The organism is Alphaproteobacteria bacterium (assembly GCA_015231795.1).
In the GTDB taxonomy this organism is placed as follows: domain Bacteria; phylum Pseudomonadota; class Alphaproteobacteria; order Rhodospirillales; family WMHbin7; genus WMHbin7.
In genome coordinates this window covers 231,339-246,506 of record JADGAX010000005.1, presented here as the reverse complement: position 1 = coordinate 246,506, position 15,168 = coordinate 231,339, and the positions used below count along the sequence as shown (strand labels likewise).

Sequence of the window (15,168 nt, the reverse complement as noted above, 5' to 3'; positions counted from 1 at the left end):
TCGCCCCCATCGCCATGGACGAAGGCCTGCGTTTCGCCATCCGCGAGGGTGGCCGCACGGTCGGCGCCGGCGTCGTCGCCAAGATTATCGAGTAGTCGTTAGGGTTGGGTAGAAGGAAGGCATTCAGTCATGGAAAGCCAAAACATCCGCATCCGCTTGAAGGCGTTTGATCATCGCGTGCTGGACCAGTCCACGCGCGAGATCGTCAACACCGCCAAGCGGACTGGCGCCCAGGTTCGCGGGCCGATCCCGCTGCCCACCCGCATCGAGAAGTTCACGGTGAACCGCAGCCCGCACGTCGACAAGAAGTCGCGCGAGCAGTTCGAAATCCGTACGCACAAGCGTCTTCTCGACATCGTTGACCCCACGCCCCAGACGGTGGACGCGCTGATGAAGCTCGACCTCGCCGCCGGCGTGGACGTCGAGATCAAGCTCTAGGAACGGAACCACCGATATGCGTACCGGTCTCATCGCCCAGAAACTTGGCATCACCCGCATCTTCGCCGAAGACGGAGCCCATGTGCCCGTGACGGTTTTGAAGGTGACGGATTGCCATGTGGTGGCCAACCGCACCCAGGACAAGGACGGCTACACCGCCGTGCAGCTGGGAATCGGCAAGGCCAAGGTCAAGAACGTCAACAAGCCTCTGCGCGGCCACTTCGCCAAGGCGAAGGTGGAACCCTCGAAGAAGCTGGTCGAGTTCCGCGTGTCGGCGGACGCCCTGATCCCGGTGGGGTCCGAGGTTCTGCCCAGCCATTTCGTGGCCGGCCAGTTCGTCGACGTCACCGGCACCTCGAAGGGCCGCGGCTTTGCGGGCGTCATGCAGCGCCACAATTTCGCTGGTCTCGAAGCCTCGCACGGCGTGTCGATCTCGCACCGCTCGCATGGTTCGACCGGCAACCGTCAGGATCCGGGCAAGACCTTCAAGGGCAAGAAGATGGCTGGCCATTGGGGCGACAAGCGCATCACCACGCAGAATTTGAAGGTGGTGGGCGCCGACGACGCCGAAGGCCTGCTGCTGATCCGGGGCAACGTGCCCGGCGCCGAGGGGTCTTGGGTTCTGATCAAGGACTCGGTCAAGAAGAAGCTGCCCAAGGACCTTCCTTTCCCCGCCGCGGTCAAGGCCGCTGCCGAAGCCTCAGCCGCACCCGCTGCTGAAGCCGCCGAAGAGACAAAGGACTAAGCCGCCATGAAGTGCGACGTCATCAACCTGGATGCCGCTAAGGTCGGCGAGGTCGATCTCATGGAAGAGATCTTCGGCCTGCCCAAGCGCCCCGACATTCTGGCCCGCATGGTGCGCTGGCAGCTGGCCAAGCGCCAAGCCGGCACGCATGCCACCAAGGGCATTTCGCAAATTTCCGGCACCACCAAGAAGCCTTTCAAGCAGAAGGGCACGGGTTCGGCTCGTCAGGGTTCGCTGCGCAGCCCGCAGTTCCGCGGCGGCGCGGTGATCTTCGGACCGCAGCCCCGTTCGCACGCCTTCGACCTGCCCAAGAAAGTGCGCAAGCTGGCGCTGAAGGCCGCTCTGTCGGCCAAGGCCGCCGACGGCAAGCTGGTGGTTCTGGACATGGCCCGCATCGGCGACGCCAAGACTAAGGAACTGGCCAGCCGTTTCACCAAGCTGGGCTGGAACTCGGCCTTGATCGTCGATGGCCTGGCGGTTGACGAGGGCTTCGCCCGCGCCGCCCGCAACATCATCGGCATCGATGTGCTGCCCAGCCAGGGCGCCAACGTTTACGACATTCTGCGCCGCGACACTTTGGTCCTGACCAAGGATGCTGTGCAAGCTCTGGAGGCCCGCCTGAAATGAGCCGCAAGATCGAAGTCAAGCTGTCCAAGGAGCGTATGTACGATCTCGTGCGCTCTCCGGTGATTACCGAGAAGGCCACCATGGGGTCGGAGCACGGCCAAGTGACCTTCCGCGTGCCGCTGTCGGCCACCAAGCCCGAAATCAAGGCGGCGGTCGAAGGCATCTTCAATGTCAAGGTGACGGCGGTGAATACCCTGGTCGCCAAGGGCAAGACCAAAAGTTTCCGTGGCAGGAAGGCGATCCGTTCGGACGTCAAGAAAGCCATGGTGACGCTGGCCGAAGGCCAGAGCATCGACGTGACGACGGGAATCTGACGCCATGGCACTCAAAAACTTCAAGCCGTCCACGCCCGGCCAGCGCCAGCTGGTTTTGGTAGACCGTTCGGGTCTCTGGAAGGGCAAGCCCGAGAAGAAGCTGACCGAAGGCAAGACCTCGTCGGGCGGCCGCAACAACCATGGCCGCATCACCGTGCGTTTCCGTGGCGGCGGGCACAAGCAGAGCTACCGCATGGTGGACTTCAAGCGCAACAAGATCGACATGACGGCCACCGTCGAGCGTCTGGAATACGATCCCAACCGCACCGCCTTCATCGCGCTCGTCAAGTACGAGGACGGCGAACTGGCCTACATCCTGGCTCCGCAGCGCTTGAGCGTCGGCGACGCCGTGCTGTCGAGCGAGCGGGCCGACATCAAGCCCGGCAACTGCATGCCGCTGAAAAGCATGCCGGTCGGCACCATCATTCACAACATCGAGATGAAGCCCGGCAAGGGCGGACAGATGGCCCGTTCGGCCGGCACCTACGCCCAGTTGGTTGGCAAAGACGCCGGACGCGCGCAAGTCAAGCTGATGAGCGGCGAGCTTCGCCTGGTTAGCGGCGAGTGCAAGGCCACCGTCGGCGCCGTGTCGAATCCCGACCAGCAGAACATCTCGCTGGGCAAGGCCGGACGTCAGCGTTGGCTGGGCAAGCGCCCGCACGTTCGCGGCGTCGCCATGAACCCGATCGATCACCCGCATGGCGGCGGCGAAGGCCGCACCTCGGGCGGCCGTCACCCGGTTACGCCCTGGGGCAAACCGACCAAGGGCAAGAAGACTCGCAACAACAAGCGCACTGACGGCATGATTGTTCGCAGCCGTCACAAAGCTAAGAAGAAATAAGGAGACGGGACCGTGACTCGCTCGGTATGGAAAGGCCCGTTCATCGATGGCTTTCTTCTTAAGAAGGCCGAAAAGGCGCGCTCTTCGGGCCGCAATGAAGTGATCAAGATGTGGTCGCGTCGCTCGACCATTCTGCCCCAATTCGTGGGATTGACCTTCGGTGTCTACAACGGACAGAAGTTCATCCCCGTGCTGGTGACCGAAAACATGATCGGCCACAAGTTCGGCGAATTCTCGCCGACCCGCACGTTCCACGGCCATGCCGCCGACAAGAAGGCGAAGAGGAAGTAACCATGGGCAAGAAAGCCGTTGAACGCGATCTGGCAGACAACGAGGCGAAAGCCTTCGCGTCGTCCATCCGCACCAGCCCTAGAAAGCTGAATCTGGTCGCCGAATCGATCCGCGGCCTGCCGGTGGCCAATGCGCTGTCGCAGCTGACCTTCTCGAAGCGCCGCATCGCGGTGCAGGTCAAGAAGGTGCTGCAGTCGGCGGTCGCCAATGCGGAAAACAACCACCAGCTCGACGTTGATCGTCTGATGGTGGCCGAGGCTTTTGTTGGTAAGGGCATTGTCATGAAGCGCTTTCACGCCCGCGCCCGTGGCCGCTCGGGACGCGTCGAGAAGCCGTTCAGCAATCTCACCGTCGTCGTGCGTGAGCGCAAGGAGAAGGTCTGATGGGTCATAAAGTCAATCCGGTCGGCCTCAGGCTCGGCATCAATCGCACGTGGGATTCGCGTTGGTTCGCCGACAACGACTACGGCAAGATGCTGATGGAAGACCTGAAGCTGAAGGAATATCTGCACAAGCGTCTGGCTCAGGCCGGCGTGGCCAAGGTGGTGGTGGAACGCCCCGCCAAGAAGGCCCGCATTACCCTGCACTCGGCGCGCCCCGGCGTGGTGATCGGCAAGAAGGGCGCCGACATCGAGGTGCTGCGCAAGGAACTGTCCAAGATGACGGGCGGCGAAGTCAGCCTCAACATCCTGGAAATCCGTAAGCCCGAACTCGACGCCCGACTGGTCGCCGAGAACATCGCCCAGCAGCTGGAGCGCCGCGTTTCCTTCCGCCGCGCCATGAAGCGCGCCGTTCAGTCGGCGATGCGTCTGGGCGCGCTCGGCATCCGGATCAACTGTTCGGGCCGTTTGGGCGGCGCCGAAATCGCGCGCATGGAATGGTATCGCGAAGGCCGCGTGCCCCTGCACACGCTGCGCGCCGACATTGATTACGGCGTCTCGACCGCCAAGACCACCTACGGCACCTGCGGTGTCAAAGTTTGGGTGTTCAAGGGCGAAGTGATGGCGCACGACCCCATGGCGACCGAACGGCAGGCCCTGGATGGCCAGCCGCCGGCCCGCTCCGTGACCGCGTAAAGGGTTTGATCCATGCTTAGTCCAAAGCGCACGAAATTCCGCAAGGCCCACAAGGGCCGCATCAAGGGTCTGGCCAAGGGCGGCACCTCGCTCAACTTCGGTTCGCACGGCTTGAAAGCCATGGAACCCGAGCGCGTCACCGCCCGCCAGATCGAAGCCGCTCGCCGCGCCATCACGCGCCACATGAAGCGCCAAGGCCGCGTGTGGATCCGCATCTTCCCGGACGTGCCGGTGTCGAGCAAGCCCGCCGAAGTCCGCATGGGTTCGGGCAAGGGTTCGCCGGAATTCTGGGTGGCTCGCGTCAAGCCGGGCCGCATCATGTTCGAGGTCGACGGCGTGTCCGACACCATCGCCCGCGAGGCGTTCCTGTTGGCCGCCGCCAAGCTGCCGATCAAGACCAAGATCGTTACCCGCATGATGGAGGCTTAAGATGACTTTGGCAGCCGATCATCGTGCCAAGACGCCCGATCAGCTGAAGGAACAGCTGGTCAGCCTGAAGAAGGAGCAGTTCAACATGCGCTTCCAGAAGGCTTCCGGGCAGTTGGAAAATACGTCCCGCGTGCGCGAAGTGCGCCGCGAGATCGCCCGCATCAAGACCGTTCTGGGCCAAAAGGCCCAGACGGCCGCGAAGTAAGGAGAAGCAACGATGCCGAGGCGCGTTTTGCAAGGCGTGGTGGTGAGCGACAAGATGGACAAGACCATCGTGGTCAAGGTCGAGCGCCGCGTCATGCACCCGATTTACAAGAAGTTCATCAAGCGCTCGAAGAAGTATCACGCGCACGATGAAAACAACCTGTGCAAGATGGGCGATGTGGTGCGCATCCGCGAAACCAAGCCGATCTCCAAGACCAAGACCTGGGAAGTGTTGCCCGAAGACGGCGCCACGGCCAAGGCCTAAGGACAAGGAAGGGATACCGATATGATCCAGATGCAGTCCAACCTGGACGTCGCCGACAATTCAGGCGCACGCAGGGTTATGTGCATCAAGGTGCTGGGTGGTTCGCAGCGCCGTGTGGCCGGAGTGGGCGACGTGATCGTCGTTTCCATCAAGGAGGCCATTCCCAAGGGCCGCGTGAAGAAGGGCGACGTTCATCGCGCCGTCATCGTGCGCACCTCGAAGGAAATTCGCCGCGCCGACGGAACCGCCATCCGCTTCGACAAGAACGCGGCTGTGCTGATCAACAAGCAAGGCGAGCCGATCGGCACGCGCATCTTCGGACCCGTCACGCGCGAATTGCGGGCCAAGAAGTACATGAAGATCATTTCGCTGGCTCCCGAGGTGCTGTAATGGCTGCCAAAATCAAAAAGGGCGATCACGTCGTCGTGCTCGCAGGCAAGGACAAGGGCAAGAAGGGCGACGTTCTGCGCGTCTCTCCCACCGAGGGCCGCGCCGTCGTGCAGGGTGTGAACATGATGAAGCGTCACACCAAGCCAAGCGCCACCAATCCAGGCGGCATCGTCGAGCGTGAGGCGGGCATCCACCTGTCGAACCTCGCCCTGATTGACCCCAAGGACGGCAAGCCGGCCCGGGTTGCGTTCAAGATTCTCGAAGACGGCCGCAAGGTGCGCGTATCCTCGCGCACCGGCGAGTCCTTCGACCGCTGAGGGAGAGGAACATGGCGCATCCCCGCCTCAAGGATATTTACGAATCCAAGGTGAAGGCCGCTCTGAAAGAGCAGTTCGGCTACACCAATGTCATGCAGGTTCCGCGCTTGCAGAAGATCGTCATCAACATGGGCGTCGGCGAAGCTAGCGCCGATTCCAAGAAGATCGATCTGGCGGTGGCGGAACTGACCGCGATTACCGGTCAGAAGCCCGTGGTGACCAAGGCCAAGAAGGCGATCGCGGGTTTCAAGATCCGCGAAGGCATGCCCATCGGCTGCACGGTCACCCTGCGCCGCGAGCGCATGTGGGAATTCCTGGACCGCTTGCTCAACATCGCCATGCCCCGCATCCGCGACTTTCGCGGCATCTCGGGCAAGTGCTTCGATGGGCGCGGCAATTTCAACATGGGCTTGAAAGAGCAGATCATCTTCCCCGAAATCAACTACGACAAGGTTGACAAGATTCGGGGCATGGATATCGCCATCGTGACCACCGCGAAGACCGACGAGGAGTGCAAGGCGCTTCTCAAGGGCTTCGACATGCCTTTCGCCAACTGATCCGGTAGGGTAGGGATATGGCTAAACTCAGTTCAATCGAGAAGAACAAGAAGCGCGTTCGCATGATCAAGGGCCAGGCCCCAAAGCGCGCGCGCTTGAAGGCGGTCGTCATGAACCGCGAGGCTTCTCCGGAAGAACGTTTCGAGGCGGCGATCAAGCTGGCCGAGATGCCCCGCAACGGCGCCGCCACCCGGTACCGTCTGCGTTGCGAACTCACGGGGCGTCCCCGGGGCAACTATCGTAAGTTCAAACTGTGCCGCATTTCATTGCGTGACCTGGCCAACTGGGGCCAGATCCCCGGCATGGTCAAGTCGAGCTGGTAATTAGGAGGAGCAGGAACTATGTCGTTAACCGATCCTCTTGGCGATTTGCTTACACGGATCCGCAACGGGCAACAGGCCCGTAAGGCTTCCGTCGTGGCTCCCGCCTCGAAGTTGCGCGAGAACGTCCTCGACGTCTTGAAGCGCGAAGGCTACATCCGCGGTTACTCCCGCGGCAACCGTCGCCCGGGCGTGGACGAGATCACCGTCGAACTCAAATACAACGAGGGCGAACCGGTGATCCGGGAAATCTCGCGTATTTCCACGCCGGGACGGCGGGTCTATTCGAAGATCAAGGACCTGCCCAAGGTCTATAACGGCCTGGGCATCTCCATCCTGTCGACGCCCAAGGGCGTCATGTCGGATGCGGAAGCGCGCGCTGCCAATGTTGGCGGCGAAGTGCTCTGCCAAGTCTTCTAAGGGGTCGCCATGTCACGCGTTGGAAAATATCCGGTGACGGTTCCCTCGGGGGTGACCGTCAACATCGCCAACCAGGAGCTGACCGCCAAGGGCAAGCTGGGACAGATCGTTCTGCCTTTGACCGAGGAAGTCGACGTCAAGTTGGAAGACGGCAAGGTTTGGGTGGCGCCTCGTTCGGAGACCAAGAAGTCCCGCATGATGTGGGGCACCACGCGCGCCCTCGTCAACAACATGGTCAAGGGCGTTTCCGAAGGCTTCAAGATCAACCTGGAAATCAACGGCGTCGGTTACCGCGCCGCCGTCCAGGGCAAGAACCTGCAGCTGCAGCTGGGCTACAGTCACGACGTGGTCTATCCGATCCCGTCCGACGTGCAGATCGCTTGCGAAAAGCCGACGGCGATCACCATCTCTGGCGCCAATCGCCAGCGAGTGGGCCAAGTTGCCGCTGAAATCCGCGCCTATCGCGGTCCTGAACCCTACAAGGGCAAGGGCATCAAGTACGATACCGAGACCATCTTGCGCAAAGAAGGCAAGAAGAAGTAAGGACGACCGATATGGCGAACGCATTGTTCCTTTTCGAACGCCGCAAGGCGCGCACGCGGACCCAGCTCCGCAAGAAGTCCAGCGGACGTCCGCGTCTGTCGGTCTTCCGCTCTGGCCAGCACATGTATGCGCAGGTCATCGACGACGCGAAGGGTGCCACTTTGGCCTCGGCTTCGACGCTGGAAAAGGACCTGAAGAAGGGTCTGAAGACAGGTGCCGACACCTCCGCCGCCGCCATGGTCGGCAAGTTGATCGCCGAACGCGCCCTCGCGGCCGGCATCAAGGACGTGGTGTTCGACCGCGGCGGCTACATGTTTCACGGTCGGGTCAAGGCCCTGGCCGAGGCGGCCCGCGAAGGCGGCCTCAACTTCTAATAAGGCAAGGGAATCTGGCTTATGGCACGTGCACCCAATTCCGACCGGTCTCCCCGCAGCGGCGAGCGCGGTGAACGCTCCGAGCGCCCGCAACGCGGACGCCAGCGTCAAGGCGAGCGCAACGAGGAATCGCGCGAGGAAAGCGAATTCGTCGACAAGCTGGTCAGCATCAATCGCGTCGCCAAGGTGGTGAAGGGCGGACGCCGTTTCGCCTTTGCCGCCCTCGTCGTGGTTGGCGACCAGAAGGGCCGCGTCGGTTACGGCACGGGCAAGGCCCGCGAAGTTCCGGAAGCCATCCGCAAGGCCACCGAACAGGCCAAACGCAATCTGATCCGCGTGGCGCTGCGCGAAGGCCGCACCTTGCATCACGACATCCGCGGCGATTTCGGCGCCGGTCGCGTCGTGCTGCGTTCGGCCCCTCCCGGCACCGGCATTATCGCGGGCGGCCCGATGCGCGCCGTCTTCGAGACGATGGGCGTGCAGGACGTGGTGGCCAAGTGCATCGGCACTTCGAACCCCCACAACATGGTCAAGGCGACCTTCGAGGCGCTGAAGGGCCTGATGGGTCCCAGGGCCATTGCCGCCAAGCGCGGCAAGAAGGTGGGCGACATCACGGCTCGTCGCGACGGCGTTCAGGCCGCCGCCCAGGCCAAGGAGGCGTAATCATGGCCAAAGCTAAAACTGCGGCTGGCAAGAAGCTGCGCGTGACCCAGATCGGCAGCCCCATTGGGCGCATCCCCGTGCAAAGGCAGACTTTGGTCGGGCTGGGCTTGAACAAGATGAACCGCGTATCCGAGCTGGAAGACACTCCGGCCATTCGCGGCATGATCACCGTCGTGCATCATCTGGTGCGCGTCGAGGAATTGGGCTAGGAGCCGGACAACATGAAGCTCAACGAACTTCGCGACAATGCGGGCGCGGCTCGCAAGAAGAAGCGTCTTGGACGCGGTATCGGTTCCGGCAAGGGCAAGACCTCGGGCAAGGGCGTCAAGGGTCAGAAGGCGCGCACCGGCATCGCCGTGGCGGGCTTCGAAGGCGGCCAGATGCCGATCTATCGCCGCCTGCCCAAGCGCGGATTCACCAATCCGTTCCCGACCGAATATGTGGCGGTCAATCTGGGCGCGCTGCAAAAGGCCGTCGAGGCCGGGCGTCTCGACGCCGCCAAGCCGGTAAACGCCGAAACGCTGAAGGCCGCCGGCTTCTTCAAGGACATGAAGGACGGCGTCAAGCTGTTGGCCAAGGGCACGCTGACCGCCAAGCTGACCATCGAAGTCGCGTCGGCAAGCGCTGCCGCCAAGCAGGCCGTCGAAGCCACCGGGGGCAAGCTGGTCCTTCCGGCCACGCCAGCGTGATCATATAAAACATAGGGAGTTGGGTTCATGGCGTCAGCCGCCGAGCAAATGGCCGCCAGCCTGAATTGGGGCGTCTTTTCGAAGGCGACCGATTTAAAGAAGCGGCTGTGGTTCGCACTCGGCGCCTTGATCGTCTATCGAATCGGCACCTATATCCCTCTGCCCGGCATCGATCCTTACATTCTGAAGGATCTGTTCAACAACGCCAAGGGTGGGGGCATCCTTGGCATGTTCGACATGTTCGCGGGCGGCGCGCTCTCGCGCATGACCATCTTCGCGCTCAACATCATGCCCTACATCTCGGCATCGATCATCATGCAGCTGATGACCACGGTCAGCCCGCAGCTGGAGGCGATGAAGAAGGAAGGCGAGACGGGGCGCAAGCGCATCAACCAGTATACGCGCTATCTGACCGTTCTGGTCGCCACCTTCCAGGCCTATGGCATCGCCGTCGGGCTTGAAGGCATGACCAGCAGCGCGGGTGCTGCCGTTCATGATCCCGGCCTGCATTTCCGCTTCGTGACCGTGGTGACGCTGGTCGGCGGCACCATGTTCCTGATGTGGCTGGGCGAGCAGATCACGGCGCGCGGCATCGGCAACGGCACATCGCTGATCATCTTCGCGGGCATCGTGGCGGAACTGCCCAGCGCCATCGCGGGCACCTTGGAATTGGGGCGCACCGGCGCCATTCCCGTCCTTCTGATCCTGGGCCTGATCATTCTGGTCACGGCGGTCATCGGCGTCATCGTCTTCGTCGAGCGCGCCCAGCGGCGCATCATCGTGCAATATCCCAAGCGCCAAGTCGGCAACAAGATGTATGGCGGCGAAAGCTCGCATCTGCCCTTGAAGCTGAACACGTCGGGCGTCATCCCCCCCATTTTCGCCAGCTCGCTTCTGCTGTTGCCCGCCACCTTCGCCAGCTTCTCTGCGGCGCAGGGCGGTGGACCTGAGTGGCTGGCCACCTTCAACGCCCTGATGGGACGCGGCCACCCCCTGTATCTGGCCATCTATACGTTCCTGATCGTCTTTTTCGCCTTCTTCTATACGGCCGTCGTTTTCAATCCTGCGGACACGGCCGACAATCTGAAGAAGCACGGCGGCTTCATTCCCGGCATCCGCCCCGGGAAGAACACCGCCGATTACCTGGACTTCGTTTTGACCAGGTTGACCGTGATCGGCGCCATTTACCTGTCGCTGATCAGCATTCTGCCCGAGATTCTGATCTCGCAATACGCGGTGCCGTTTTACTTTGGCGGCACCAGTCTGCTCATCGTCGTCAGCGTAACCATGGACACGGTGGCCCAGATTCAATCACATTTGTTGGCGCACCAATATGAAGGCCTCATCAAAAAGGCTAAACTCAAGGGAGCTCGTCAATGAATGCAACAAAGCGTATCGTACTCATAGGCCCACCGGGCTGCGGCAAAGGCACTCAAGCCAAGCGAATCGAAGATGCTACCGGCATGGTTCAGCTGTCCACCGGCGACATGCTGCGCGCCGCCGTGGCCTCCGGAACGCCGATCGGACTTAAGGCCAAGGCGGTGATGGAAGCGGGCCAGTTGGTCAGCGACGACATCATCATCGGAATGGTGGCCGAGCGGATCAAGGCGCCCGATTGCGCCAAGGGATTCATTCTGGATGGATTTCCCCGCTCGATCCCGCAGGCTCAGGCCCTGTCCAAGATGCTGGCCGAGAACCAGCAGCCCATGAACGGAGCCATCGAAATCCGCGTGCCCGACCAGTTCATCGTCGAGCGCATCACGGGCCGCTTCACCTGCGCCAAGTGCGGCGCCGGTTATCACGACAAGTTCCAGAAGCCGAAGACGGACGGGGTGTGCGACAAGTGCGGCGCCACCGAGTTTTCCCGGCGCAAGGACGACAATGAAGAAACGGTGCGCACCCGCCTGGGCGCCTACCACGAAGTGACCGCTCCCATCGTGGGCTTCTACGAAGGGGCGGGTATTTTGAAGGTCGTTGACGGCACCCAGGCCATCGACGATGTTTCAAAGAGCATCATGCAGGTGCTGTCTGCTCTTTAAGCCCTTCAGCCGTCCCTGAGGCGCGCGTTGCCCCAGGGGCGGCTAAAAGAGCTTGACAGGGCCAGAGAGTCAGTTGACAGGCGTGAAATCACGCCTATAATGCCCCACCTTCCACGGCTGGGAACACCTCCGGGCCGTGGATGTTGGCTGTTTATCAGTGGGTTGGACGTTTCTGCGGCCTGAAAAGCCGGTGGATATAAGAAGGAGAAAGGGCCTTGGCTCGTATTGCGGGTGTCAATATTCCGACCAATAAGCGGGTGCAGATCGCGCTCACTTACATCCATGGCATTGGCCGCACCAAGGCGCAGGAAATCTGCGGCAAGGTTGGCATTACCCAGGAGCGGCGCGTTAACACGCTGTCCGACGACGAGGTTCTGCGCATCCGCGAGCTGATCGACCGCGAATATCAGGTCGAAGGCGATCTGCGCCGCATGATTTCGATGAACATCAAGCGTCTGATGGATTTGGGTTGCTATCGCGGCCTGCGTCATCGCAAAGGCTTGCCGGTGCGCGGTCAGCGCACCCACACCAACGCCCGCACCCGCAAGGGACCTGCCGTGGCGATTGCCGGCAAGAAGAAAGTGACCAAGTAAGGTTTTTGGTTTTAAGGATTTAGGATCGGGACATGGCAAAAGCAGCAGCAGCCGCAGCGCGTCCGCGCCGTCGCGAACGTAAGAACATCACCTCGGGTGTTGCGCATGTGAATGCGAGCTTCAACAACACCATGATCACCATCACCGATGCCCAGGGCAATGCGATTTCCTGGTCGTCGGCGGGCGTTCAGGGCTTCAAGGGTTCGCGCAAATCGACCCCTTACGCGGCCCAGGTGGCGGCGGAAGACGCCGGGAAGAAGGCGGCCGAGCACGGCATGCGCACCTTGGACGTGGAAGTGACCGGCCCGGGCGCCGGTCGCGAGTCGGCGCTGCGCGCGCTTCAGGCAGTGGGCTTTACGATCACGGCCATCCGCGACGTCACGCCCATTCCGCACAATGGCTGCCGTCCGCGCAAGCGTCGTCGCGTTTAAGTTTATTCGTTACGGTCAGGGCTGATTCCCAGTTCTGGCCGCTGGTTGATCCGCCTTGCCGGGGCAGATCCCGGCTCACCTTCAGCATGAGGATTGGCTCGTGATTCAGAAGAATTGGCAGGAACTGATCAAGCCCAACAAGCTTCAGGTCGAGGCCGGGGAAGATCCGCGCCGCATCGCCACCGTCGTCGCGGAACCTTTGGAGCGCGGCTTCGGCACCACGCTTGGCAACGCGCTGCGCCGCATCCTTTTGTCGTCGCTTCAGGGTGCTGCCGTCACGGCCATCCATATCGACGGCGTGCTGCACGAATTCTCGTCGATCCCCGGCGTTCGCGAGGACGTCACCGACATCGTGCTCAACATCAAGACGCTGGCGCTTCGCATGCATGGCGAAGGCCCCAAGCGCATGATGCTGCGCGCCATCGGACCCGGCGAAGTCACTGCGGGCATGATCGAGACCGGCCATGACATCGAAATCATGGACCCCGATCTGGTCATCTGCACGTTGGACGAGGGCGCCAAGCTCTCGATGGAACTGACCGTGCAGACCGGCAAGGGCTATGTGCCCGCCAGCCAGAACAAGCCCGAGGATTCGCCGATCGGCCTGATCCCCATCGACGCCATTTTCAGCCCCGTGCGTAAAGTGGCCTATAAGATCGAGAACACCCGCGTCGGCCAAGTCACCGACTATGACAAGCTGTCGATGAAGGTTGAGACCAGCGGCGCCGTGACGCCCGAGGATGCCGTGGCCCTGGCGGCGCGCATTCTGCAAGACCAGTTGCAGCTCTTCATCAATTTCGAAGAGCCGACCCACAGCGCCGACGAAGAGAGCAAGGACGACCTGCCCTTCAACAAGAACCTGCTGCGCAAGGTCGATGAGTTGGAACTCTCGGTCCGCTCGGCCAACTGCTTGAAGAACGACAACATCATCTATATCGGCGACTTGGTTCAGAAGACCGAGGCCGAGATGTTGCGCACGCCCAACTTCGGCCGCAAGTCCTTGAACGAGATCAAGGAAGTGCTGGCGCATATGGGCCTGCATCTGGGCATGGAAGTTTCCGGCTGGCCGCCCGAGAATATCGAGGATATGGCCAAGAAGCTGGAAGAGCCGTACTAACAATCAAGCGCGCAAGGCGCGCTCGCGCACCGATGTGCGCGGGAGCCAAGGGATGCGGAGCATCCCGCCCGGCGATTGAGGGACATATTTAAAACGGGCCATTCCGGCCCATTCTCGCCGTGCTTTAGGGCCAAGCCCGAGGCGGCGGGTTTCGTAATCGGTCCTTCCCCTGGAAGGCCTAGCTTAAGAGGAGTAACGCATCATGCGCCACGCCGTTGCCGGACGTAAACTGAACCGCACCAGCGAGCATCGCAAGGCGATGTTTGCCAACATGGTCGTCGCTCTTCTCAAGCACGAGCAGATCAAGACCACGCTGCCCAAGGCCAAGGATCTGCGCCCCATTGCCGAGAAGATGATCACGCTGGGCAAGCGCGGCGGCCTGCATGCCCGTCGCCAAGCGCTGTCGCAGCTGCAAGACGCGGTCATCGTCAACAAGCTGTTCACCACCCTGGCCGAGCGCTACAAAACCCGCAAGGGCGGCTATTCGCGCATCATCAAGGCCGGTTTCCGCTATGGCGACTGCGCGCCCATGGCCATGATCGAGCTGGTTGACCGCGACACGTCGGCCAAGGGCCAGGATTCGGGTCCGGTGGCCGAGGAAGAAGAAGCCGCCGAAGCCTAGATTGTAAGGCTCTGATTCGCTATAACGGGGGACTGTCCTTAAGGATGGTCCCCCGTTTCGTTTGAAGGAGATAGCCGCATGTCGCTCAAGGGAAAAGTTGGCGTCGTCACCGGATCGACCAGCGGCATCGGGCTTGGCATCGCCAGGGCGTTGGCGGGCGCTGGAGCCGACGTCATGCTGAACGGCTTGGGCGACGCGTCCGAGATCGAGAAAATCCGCGCAGGCATCGAGACGGATTTCGGCGTGAAGGCGCTCTATCACAGCGCCGACATGACCAAACCCGGCGAGATCGACGACATGATCCAGGCCGCGCAAGCCAAGCTGGGTTCGGCGGACATCCTGGTCAATAATGCGGGCATTCAGCATGTGGCCCCGGTGGAAGAGTTTCCGCCCGAGAAGTGGGAAGCCGTCATCGCCATCAATCTCTCGGCTCCTTTCTACGCCATCCGTGCCGCCGTGCCCGGCATGAAGAAGAAGAATTGGGGGCGCATCATCAACATCGCCTCGGCGCATGGGTTGGTCGCTTCGGTCAACAAGGCGGCTTATATCTCGGCCAAGCACGGTTTGGTGGGGCTGACCAAGACGGTGGCGCTGGAACTGGCGACCACCGGCGTCACGGTCAACGCCATTTGCCCCGGCTGGGTGCGCACGCCATTGGTTGAGGCGCAGATCGTGGCGCGCGCCAAGGCGGGCGACATCGAGATCGAGGAAAGCGGGCGTCGCCTGCTAGCCGAAAAGCAGCCCAGCTTGCGCTTCACCATGCCCGAGCAATTGGGCGCGCTGGCGGTGTTCTTGTGCTCGGAAGCCGCTTCCAACATGACGGGCACCTCGCTGCCCATGGATGGCGGCTGGACGGCGCAGTAG

At 61.8% G+C, this 15,168-nt stretch carries 29 protein-coding genes; all 29 read left to right on the top strand.

The genetic code is table 11. The annotated features are described in order from the left end of the window. Nucleotides 1-95: elongation factor Tu (locus HQL44_12680; protein ID MBF0269436.1), on the top strand; the 95-nt coding region annotated here is incomplete at its 5' end. A gap of 34 nt (nucleotides 96-129) precedes the next feature. Then, the gene (rpsJ, locus tag HQL44_12675) at nucleotides 130-438 is read left to right on the top strand and encodes a 30S ribosomal protein S10 (protein ID MBF0269435.1); all 309 of its coding nucleotides are present in this window, start codon (nucleotides 130-132) and stop codon (nucleotides 436-438) included. A gap of 16 nt (nucleotides 439-454) precedes the next feature. Next, the gene (gene rplC, locus HQL44_12670) at nucleotides 455-1,183 is read left to right on the top strand and encodes a 50S ribosomal protein L3 (GenBank protein MBF0269434.1); all 729 of its coding nucleotides are present in this window, start codon (nucleotides 455-457) and stop codon (nucleotides 1,181-1,183) included. Nucleotides 1,184-1,189: 6 nt separating this feature from the next. Beyond that, nucleotides 1,190-1,810, top strand: a complete 621-nt coding sequence (gene rplD / locus HQL44_12665) for a 50S ribosomal protein L4 (protein MBF0269433.1) — start codon at nucleotides 1,190-1,192, stop codon at nucleotides 1,808-1,810. Continuing rightward, nucleotides 1,807-2,124 (top strand): 50S ribosomal protein L23, encoded by a 318-nt coding sequence (locus HQL44_12660; protein MBF0269432.1) that lies wholly within the window; start codon nucleotides 1,807-1,809, stop codon nucleotides 2,122-2,124. Before rplD ends, HQL44_12660 begins: the two co-directional genes overlap by 4 nt. A 4-nt stretch (nucleotides 2,125-2,128) precedes the next feature. Beyond that, on the top strand, nucleotides 2,129-2,965 hold the full coding sequence (gene rplB / locus HQL44_12655) for a 50S ribosomal protein L2 (GenBank protein ID MBF0269431.1): 837 nt from the start codon (nucleotides 2,129-2,131) through the stop codon (nucleotides 2,963-2,965). A gap of 12 nt (nucleotides 2,966-2,977) precedes the next feature. Then, a complete protein-coding gene (rpsS, locus tag HQL44_12650) occupies nucleotides 2,978-3,256 on the top strand; it encodes a 30S ribosomal protein S19 (GenBank protein MBF0269430.1) in 279 nt (92 codons plus the stop codon). A gap of 2 nt (nucleotides 3,257-3,258) precedes the next feature. Continuing rightward, on the top strand, nucleotides 3,259-3,639 hold the full coding sequence (rplV, locus tag HQL44_12645) for a 50S ribosomal protein L22 (protein ID MBF0269429.1): 381 nt from the start codon (nucleotides 3,259-3,261) through the stop codon (nucleotides 3,637-3,639). Continuing rightward, nucleotides 3,639-4,331, top strand: a complete 693-nt coding sequence (gene rpsC, locus HQL44_12640; GenBank protein ID MBF0269428.1) for a 30S ribosomal protein S3 — start codon at nucleotides 3,639-3,641, stop codon at nucleotides 4,329-4,331. Before rplV ends, rpsC begins: the two co-directional genes overlap by 1 nt. A 12-nt stretch (nucleotides 4,332-4,343) precedes the next feature. Beyond that, a complete protein-coding gene (rplP, locus tag HQL44_12635; protein MBF0269427.1) occupies nucleotides 4,344-4,760 on the top strand; it encodes a 50S ribosomal protein L16 in 417 nt (138 codons plus the stop codon). A gap of 1 nt (nucleotide 4,761) precedes the next feature. Beyond that, nucleotides 4,762-4,965 (top strand): 50S ribosomal protein L29, encoded by a 204-nt coding sequence (gene rpmC / locus HQL44_12630; GenBank protein ID MBF0269426.1) that lies wholly within the window; start codon nucleotides 4,762-4,764, stop codon nucleotides 4,963-4,965. Between the two features lie 12 nt (nucleotides 4,966-4,977). Beyond that, nucleotides 4,978-5,229, top strand: coding sequence for a 30S ribosomal protein S17 (gene rpsQ / locus HQL44_12625; protein MBF0269425.1), 252 nt, complete (start codon nucleotides 4,978-4,980; stop codon nucleotides 5,227-5,229). Between the two features lie 21 nt (nucleotides 5,230-5,250). Beyond that, a complete protein-coding gene (gene rplN, locus HQL44_12620; protein MBF0269424.1) occupies nucleotides 5,251-5,619 on the top strand; it encodes a 50S ribosomal protein L14 in 369 nt (122 codons plus the stop codon). Then, nucleotides 5,619-5,936, top strand: a complete 318-nt coding sequence (gene rplX / locus HQL44_12615) for a 50S ribosomal protein L24 (GenBank protein ID MBF0269423.1) — start codon at nucleotides 5,619-5,621, stop codon at nucleotides 5,934-5,936. The genes rplN and rplX overlap by 1 nt, the downstream gene beginning before the upstream one ends. A gap of 11 nt (nucleotides 5,937-5,947) precedes the next feature. Then, nucleotides 5,948-6,493 carry a 50S ribosomal protein L5 gene (rplE, locus tag HQL44_12610; protein ID MBF0269422.1) on the top strand — a complete coding sequence of 182 codons (546 nt, stop codon included), beginning with the start codon at nucleotides 5,948-5,950 and terminating at the stop codon, nucleotides 6,491-6,493. Nucleotides 6,494-6,510: 17 nt separating this feature from the next. Then, nucleotides 6,511-6,816 (top strand): 30S ribosomal protein S14, encoded by a 306-nt coding sequence (gene rpsN, locus HQL44_12605; protein ID MBF0269421.1) that lies wholly within the window; start codon nucleotides 6,511-6,513, stop codon nucleotides 6,814-6,816. A gap of 18 nt (nucleotides 6,817-6,834) precedes the next feature. Then, nucleotides 6,835-7,233, top strand: coding sequence for a 30S ribosomal protein S8 (gene rpsH, locus HQL44_12600; protein ID MBF0269420.1), 399 nt, complete (start codon nucleotides 6,835-6,837; stop codon nucleotides 7,231-7,233). 9 nt (nucleotides 7,234-7,242) lie between these two features. Continuing rightward, entirely contained in the window at nucleotides 7,243-7,776 is a 534-nt protein-coding gene (gene rplF, locus HQL44_12595; GenBank protein ID MBF0269419.1) for a 50S ribosomal protein L6, read from the top strand. Nucleotides 7,777-7,787: 11 nt separating this feature from the next. Next, nucleotides 7,788-8,150, top strand: a complete 363-nt coding sequence (rplR, locus tag HQL44_12590) for a 50S ribosomal protein L18 (GenBank protein MBF0269418.1) — start codon at nucleotides 7,788-7,790, stop codon at nucleotides 8,148-8,150. A gap of 21 nt (nucleotides 8,151-8,171) precedes the next feature. Then, a complete protein-coding gene (gene rpsE / locus HQL44_12585) occupies nucleotides 8,172-8,813 on the top strand; it encodes a 30S ribosomal protein S5 (protein MBF0269417.1) in 642 nt (213 codons plus the stop codon). Between the two features lie 2 nt (nucleotides 8,814-8,815). Further along, nucleotides 8,816-9,022, top strand: coding sequence for a 50S ribosomal protein L30 (gene rpmD, locus HQL44_12580; GenBank protein ID MBF0269416.1), 207 nt, complete (start codon nucleotides 8,816-8,818; stop codon nucleotides 9,020-9,022). A gap of 12 nt (nucleotides 9,023-9,034) precedes the next feature. Then, a complete protein-coding gene (locus HQL44_12575; protein ID MBF0269415.1) occupies nucleotides 9,035-9,502 on the top strand; it encodes a 50S ribosomal protein L15 in 468 nt (155 codons plus the stop codon). Nucleotides 9,503-9,529: 27 nt separating this feature from the next. Continuing rightward, on the top strand, nucleotides 9,530-10,882 hold the full coding sequence (secY, locus tag HQL44_12570; protein ID MBF0269414.1) for a preprotein translocase subunit SecY: 1,353 nt from the start codon (nucleotides 9,530-9,532) through the stop codon (nucleotides 10,880-10,882). Continuing rightward, nucleotides 10,879-11,541, top strand: coding sequence for an adenylate kinase (locus HQL44_12565; GenBank protein MBF0269413.1), 663 nt, complete (start codon nucleotides 10,879-10,881; stop codon nucleotides 11,539-11,541). The genes secY and HQL44_12565 overlap by 4 nt, the downstream gene beginning before the upstream one ends. A gap of 215 nt (nucleotides 11,542-11,756) precedes the next feature. Beyond that, nucleotides 11,757-12,134, top strand: a complete 378-nt coding sequence (gene rpsM, locus HQL44_12560; GenBank protein MBF0269412.1) for a 30S ribosomal protein S13 — start codon at nucleotides 11,757-11,759, stop codon at nucleotides 12,132-12,134. A gap of 32 nt (nucleotides 12,135-12,166) precedes the next feature. After that, nucleotides 12,167-12,565, top strand: a complete 399-nt coding sequence (gene rpsK / locus HQL44_12555; GenBank protein MBF0269411.1) for a 30S ribosomal protein S11 — start codon at nucleotides 12,167-12,169, stop codon at nucleotides 12,563-12,565. Nucleotides 12,566-12,665: 100 nt separating this feature from the next. Then, nucleotides 12,666-13,682 (top strand): DNA-directed RNA polymerase subunit alpha, encoded by a 1,017-nt coding sequence (locus HQL44_12550; GenBank protein MBF0269410.1) that lies wholly within the window; start codon nucleotides 12,666-12,668, stop codon nucleotides 13,680-13,682. Between the two features lie 202 nt (nucleotides 13,683-13,884). Beyond that, nucleotides 13,885-14,304 (top strand): 50S ribosomal protein L17, encoded by a 420-nt coding sequence (rplQ, locus tag HQL44_12545; protein ID MBF0269409.1) that lies wholly within the window; start codon nucleotides 13,885-13,887, stop codon nucleotides 14,302-14,304. A gap of 78 nt (nucleotides 14,305-14,382) precedes the next feature. Continuing rightward, nucleotides 14,383-15,168, top strand: coding sequence for a 3-hydroxybutyrate dehydrogenase (locus HQL44_12540; GenBank protein ID MBF0269408.1), 786 nt, complete (start codon nucleotides 14,383-14,385; stop codon nucleotides 15,166-15,168).